This window comes from Stenotrophomonas sp. 05L44_2 (assembly GCF_056665995.1).
Genome location: NZ_JBFTNR010000200.1, coordinates 1 through 5,737, shown reverse-complemented (window position 1 = coordinate 5,737; position 5,737 = coordinate 1). Strand labels below are relative to the sequence as shown.

General features: G+C 66.6%; 7 protein-coding genes. 3 read left to right on the top strand and 4 right to left on the bottom strand.

Going from position 1 to position 5,737, the window contains the following annotated elements; genetic code table 11:
• Window positions 1-305 precede the first annotated feature (305 nt).
• Together AC1VAN_RS08925 and AC1VAN_RS08920 are read left to right on the top strand one after the other, a co-directional pair.
• On the top strand, window positions 306-1,151 hold the full coding sequence (locus AC1VAN_RS08925; RefSeq protein WP_442252149.1) for an alpha/beta hydrolase: 846 nt from the start codon (window positions 306-308) through the stop codon (window positions 1,149-1,151).
• Between the two features lie 83 nt (window positions 1,152-1,234).
• Entirely contained in the window at window positions 1,235-2,170 is a 936-nt protein-coding gene (locus AC1VAN_RS08920) for an alpha/beta hydrolase (RefSeq protein ID WP_442252150.1), read from the top strand.
• 189 nt (window positions 2,171-2,359) lie between these two features.
• On the opposite strand, the gene AC1VAN_RS08915 is transcribed toward AC1VAN_RS08920, so the two are convergent.
• Both AC1VAN_RS08915 and AC1VAN_RS08910 read right to left on the bottom strand, forming a co-directional pair.
• Window positions 2,360-2,785: a response regulator gene (locus AC1VAN_RS08915; RefSeq protein WP_025874652.1), complete on the bottom strand. Its 426-nt coding sequence runs from the start codon at window positions 2,783-2,785 to the stop codon at window positions 2,360-2,362.
• Window positions 2,786-2,877: 92 nt separating this feature from the next.
• The gene (locus AC1VAN_RS08910; RefSeq protein WP_478013542.1) at window positions 2,878-3,645 is read right to left on the bottom strand and encodes a CPBP family glutamic-type intramembrane protease; all 768 of its coding nucleotides are present in this window, start codon (window positions 3,643-3,645) and stop codon (window positions 2,878-2,880) included.
• Between the two features lie 150 nt (window positions 3,646-3,795).
• On the opposite strand from AC1VAN_RS08910, the gene AC1VAN_RS08905 reads away from it, so the two are divergent.
• Window positions 3,796-4,119: a TFIIB-type zinc ribbon-containing protein gene (locus AC1VAN_RS08905; protein WP_480985657.1), complete on the top strand. Its 324-nt coding sequence runs from the start codon at window positions 3,796-3,798 to the stop codon at window positions 4,117-4,119.
• Between the two features lie 108 nt (window positions 4,120-4,227).
• Here AC1VAN_RS08905 and AC1VAN_RS08900 read toward each other — a convergent pair whose 3' ends face one another.
• Window positions 4,228-4,740 carry an N-acetyltransferase family protein gene (locus AC1VAN_RS08900; RefSeq protein WP_480985656.1) on the bottom strand — a complete coding sequence of 171 codons (513 nt, stop codon included), beginning with the start codon at window positions 4,738-4,740 and terminating at the stop codon, window positions 4,228-4,230.
• Between the two features lie 81 nt (window positions 4,741-4,821).
• On the bottom strand, window positions 4,822-5,737 hold a 916-nt coding region (locus AC1VAN_RS08895; protein WP_480985655.1), incomplete at its 5' end, for a copper resistance protein B.

Here is a 5,737-nt window from a genome sequence, read left to right as displayed (position 1 = left end):
TCATACCGGTCGCTTGTCCGACGCCACCGCCAGYGCCCGCGAACGTGATGCGGGCGCCCAACTACGAGCAGAGGTTGCGGCAGCGCTTGTTCGAATCGGACGCGACGCCGACGACCAGCTCAGGAGCTGCCAGGCGGTGATCGCGTTGGACCGCCGTTGAAGGCGTGCGGATCGCGGTGGGGTCAGACCTTCGGTAACCCATGACGAGCGTTCACCAGCGGATCTTCGCAATAGGGGGCGAGATGAAGTCTGCCGTGCGATCAGTGTGGCGTTATGCTCAGCGTCTTTCCCGGGATGGCCGCCCCATGCGTTTGATCGTGCTGTCGCTGTTGTTGTCCGCTGTCTCCGCCGCGCCGCTGATGGCCGCCGAACCGACGGCGCAGACGGCGGCCGCTTCGCCGCTGGTGATCGGTGAGACCTTTACCATCCAATCCAAGGCGCTGGGCGAAACCCGCCGCATCAACGTTTACCGCCCGCAGCCGTGGGGCCTGGACCCGAAGACGCCACTGCCGGTGCTGTACATGCCCGACGGCGGCATCGGCGAGGACTTCCTGCACGTGGCCGGGTTGGTGCAGGTGCTGACCGGCAACGGCAGCATGCGCCCGTTCCTGCTGGTCGGCATCGAGAACACCGAGCGCCGCCGCGACATGACCGGCCCGAGCCGTGATCCTGAGGACCAGAAGATCGCGCCGCGCATTGGTGGCTCGGCGGCGTACCGTGATTTCCTGCGCGATGAACTGATGCCGCAGATACGCCAGCGTTATGCGACCACAGACGAGCGGGCACTGATCGGTGAATCGCTGGCCGGGTTGTTCGTGATCGAAACCCTGCTGCAGGAACCGGCCATGTTCAACAGCTACATCGCGCTGGACCCCAGCTTGTGGTGGAACCACGGCGCCTTGCTGTCTGGCGCAGGCAAGCAGGTGCCGTCGGTCGCGCGCAGCGGCGCGCGGCTGTTCCTGGCCAGCAGTGGCCAGCCGGAACTGGCTGCGTCGAGCGCACGTTTGGCGGCGCTGCTGCAGCAGGCATCGCCGGCAACGCTGGTGAAGTACCAGCCGCTGCCGGAAGAGACCCACGCGACCATCTACCACCCGGCCGCCCTGCAGGGCCTGCGTACGTTGTTCCCGGTACCGCCGCCGGCGTCGCCTTGAGAGGTTTGGCGCGCAACAACGCGGTGTGTGAGGATGCATCAGCGGCGCCACCTGGGTGCGCCGCCCGCAACAGGAGAGCGCGGATGCAGCGTGTGCGTGGATGGAGTGTGCTGGCCTGCCTGGCCTTGGCTGGGTGCGCGATGTCGGTGGCGCCGCCGGCAACGCAGGAGGAAGCCAGGGAAAGCGCGACGGCCGTGCCAGGCGTTGTGCTGCCTGATACCGAGTCACTGCGCGTGCATGACCCGATCGGGCGCGACTATGCCCTGTGGGTGGCGTTGCCTGCCGGCTACGCGGCGCATCCGCAGAAGCGTTATCCGGTGGTGTACGTGACCGATGCGCTGTACAGCTTTCCGCTGGTGCGCAGCGTGCGCAACCTGGTGGGGCAGCAGGGCGTCAACATCGAGGATTTCATCCTGGTCGGGTTGCCGCCGCAGGAAGGGCTGACCTCCAAACAGAGCCGCTCGCGCGACTACACCCCCAGTGATCCTGTGCGCACCCCTGCCGGCTACTACAGCGATGACGTCACCTATGGCGGCGCGGCCCATTACCGCGACTTCCTGGCTGACCACGCACTGCCGCTGATCGATGCGCGCTACCGCACCGATCCGGCCCGGCGTGTGTTTGCGGGCCATTCCTATGGCGCGCTGTTGGGTGCTTACGTGCTGACGACCCAGCCCGACATGTTCGGCACCTACATCCTGTCCAGTCCGTCGCTGTGGTTCGACCAGGGCCTGCTGCCGCGCATGCAGGATGCCGCGGTAATGCCGTCACAGCCCATCCGCGTGCTGCTGTCGGTGGGCGGCTACGAGACGGTCAAGCCGGGCCCACGTTATTCAACGGGCAACGACATGCTGCGGCAGGCCGCCGACTTCGCCGGTCAACTGCGGCGCAGCGGTCGCAAGCTGCAGGTGGAGAACATCGTGATGGATGGCGAGGACCATCTCACCGTGTATCCGCGCGTGATCACCCGTGCGCTGCTGCAGGTACTCCCGGGCGAAGGACCGTATACCGGCGGCTGACGGCCGGCTCCATCCACGCATGGCGTGGATCTACTGGCAGCATTTTCCGTTCACGCAACGGTGCGCATCGTCGTAGATCCACGCCATGCGTGAATGGACCAGTAGATCCACGCCATGCGTGGATGGAGCAGTAGATCCACGCCATGTGTGGATGGAGCAGTAGATCCACGCAACGCGTGGATGCCAGCCTCAGGCCGCGCTTGCCTGCGGCGCCGGCATCAGCGCGGCATCGGCGGCATGGCGGAAGCACAGCCGGATCGCATCCAGCAGCTCGCTCATGTTGTAGGGCTTGGGCAGGAAATGAATGCCGTCGTGCAGTTGCGGCAGCACGGCATGCTGGTCCATGCCGGAGGTCACCAGGATCGGCAGCTGCGGATACAGGCTGCGAACGCGGTTGGCGGCCTCGATGCCACTGACCAGGCCGAGATTGACGTCGGTGAACATCAGGTCGAAGCGCTCTCCGGCGGCCAGCAGGCCCAGCGCGGCTTCGGCGCTGCTGACGCCTGCGACGTGGCAGGCCTGGCTCTCCAGCGCCATCCGGCTCAGTTCACGGGTTTCCTCGGCGTCTTCGATCAGCAGGACGCGTGGTTCAACGTGGCGCTTGGACAGCAGCATGACGCAACAACTCCGGACGGCAGGGCATGGAAGGCGCGCAAGTATGCGCAAGCCCCCAGTGAGCCCCGCGTGCAGGATCGGCTAAGCCGGCGTTACAGCGCGCGGTCGCGCTGGCGCCGCACATGCCAGGCCAGCGCTGCCACTGCCAGCAGCGTAGTGCCGATGCGCAAACTGGTGGCCTGCCAGCCCAGCGCAACGGCGTCGTCGAGGCTGAACACATTCCAGGCCAGGTTCATCGACACGTGCAGGGCCAGGCCGCACCACAGGGTATTGCCGTCGAGGTGGTCGAGCCAGGCGAAGATGAAACCGCCGAAGGCGATCACTACGCCGACGAACAGGGCCACGCCGCCGCCGTCGAAGCCGCCGAAGCCCAGCCAGTGCACCACGCCGAACAGCAGGGCCTGCGGCAGTGCGAGCAACGGCCAGGGGCCGCGCACGATCTTCGCCAGCAGCACGAAGCCGAGGCCGCGGAACAGCACTTCTTCGGCCAGCGGGAACAGCACGGCCAGCGTCGTGGCGTCCAGCGTCGTCAGCGCCGTGTTGGGCGTCCCCAGCAGGGCCAGCCCCAGCCAACACGGTAGGCTGGCCAGCAGCACCCACAACGGGCCACGCATGCCGTTTCCGCGCAGGCCGAGGCTGGCCAGCAGGCCCACTCCGCGAGGGCGCAGCAGCGTGGCCAGCAGCAGTGCGACCAGCACCGCCAGCGCGTTGTCCAGCAGGCTGCCACCGTAGGGCATGGGCAGGGCGGGAATCGGCGCGCCCAGCGCGGCACTGATGTCGCGCACGTTCAGGCCGAGGCCAACGCCAAGCAGCACCAGCAACAGGCGGACGCCWGTGGGAATCGAGTCACGGGCAGTCACATGCATTCCTTGCAGCGAGGTCGCGAGGCAGTCTGCAGGGCGGCGGACGTGGCGGCACGCGCCGGAAGTCCCTGTGCCATCGGTCATGYGTTGCCGCACAGTCATCCGCACGCAGGTACAGTCGAGGCCAGACCGACAGGAGCAATGCGAATGCTGTGCCCCGTGTGCAAGACCCAGACCCTGCAGATGGCCGAGCGCCATGGCATCGAGATCGACTACTGCCCGAGCTGCCGTGGCRTATGGCTGGATCGTGGCGAACTGGACAAGATCATCGAGCGCGCCACTGACGGTGCAGGTGCCGCCATGCCGCCGCCAGGGCCCGCGCCGGTGCAACCGCAGGCCGCTCCGCCGCCGGTGATGCATCGCGATACCCGTCATCTCGGCCAGCGCCACGATGACAACCGTGGCCAGTACAGCCAGGGCTACAAGAAAAAGAAGAAGGAAAGCTTCCTTTCGGAGTTGTTCGACTTCTAGGTAGCAGCGTCGAGCCTTGCTCGGCTTTGCTCTTTGGGGCCACGCCGACCAAGGTCGGCATCTACCAGAACAGGCGTCGAGCCTGGCTCGACTCTACAGGGACGCGGCTCAGGGCCGGCGCAGGATGAACTCGCGGTCGCGGCTGTCGCCGACGATGAAGTCATACTCGCCGGCCTTGCTGCAGCCGTAGCGCGCGTAGAAGCGCTGCGCGCCGAAGTTCTCTTCCCACACGCCAACCCACAGGGTGCGGCGCTGCGGCTGGTCCAGCCAGGTCATGAAGGCATCCATCAGGCGCGCGCCGTGGCCGCCGTTCTGGTGGCTGGCCAGGATGTACAGCCGCTTCAGTTCGATGTCGCCTTCGCGTGCTYCGGCATGCGGCAGGGTGTTGGCRCCGGCGGCCAGATAGCCCACCACCGTCTCACCCTCCAGCAGCAGCCACACCGCGCTGCGCGGGTCGGACAGTTCCGCTCGCTGCGGCTCGGTGCCGTAGTGATCCTGCAGGAACGCGTGCAGGTCCTGCGGCGGATAGGAATCGCCCCAGGTTTCGGTATAGGTCTCGATGGCGATCGCCGACAGCGCGTCGACGTCGGCGAGGGTGGCGCGGCGGATATGCAACGACATGGTGCAGCCTGCAATGGAACGTGCGGCAGTGTAGCCGGCCCCGGCGGTTGCCGGGGCTGGCTGCTGCTCATGATCCGCTGCTCAGAACCACATGCGGATGCCGGCGACCCAGCGTGTGTCGCGTGCATGGTCGCCCGCATAGTCGGCGGTATCGCCGAAGGCGCGTTCGTGGCTGATGCCGATGTACGGCGCGAAGCGGCGATTGAACTCGTAGCGCAGGCGCAGGCCGGCTTCGACCTTGTTGAGGCCGCGGCCGATGCCGTGCTCCGGTTCGTCCTTGCTGGCCACGGTAGCTTCCAGCAGGGGCTGCAGGATCAACCGGTTGGTCAACAGCACGTCGTATTCGATCTCGGCCTTGGCCATCAGCTGGCCACCGGAACCGGCATACAGCGTGGCCGAGCTTTCGAACTTGTACGGCGCCAAGCCCTGGATGCCGATCGCCGCCCAGGTGCGTGAATCGGCGGGGCGGAAGTCCTGGCGTACACCGACCAGCACGTCCCACCACGGCGAAATTGCACGCCCGTACAGCGCTTCCACGCCTGATGATTCCGTGCGGCCTTCGCTGCGTTCGCCATCGGTGCGCAGCCACAGGCGGTTGATGTTGCCGCCGATCCAGCCACTGGCCTCCCAGGCTTGGCCGTTGCCGTTCTTTCCATCCCAGTGTTCCAGGCGATCGATCAGCAGCAGGCTGTGGATTTCCGGTGGGTGCTCCATCGCACCATGCGCGATGGGTGGAAACGCGGCCGCACGATCGGCATCGGTAGGGACAGGTATCGGTTCGCGCGGCTGCGTCGGCGCGGGCGTGCCGTGGCCCATTGTCGCGTGATCCATCGCGCCATGGTCCATCGTTGAATGGTCCATCGTTGAATGATCCATCGCACCGTGGTCCATCTTCGAATGGTCCATCTTCGAATGATCCACGTCGGCCGCTGCCGCTGCCGCTGGCGTGGCATCGGCAGGAGGCGAGTGCGCTGTCATGTCATGGCCGGCATGGGAC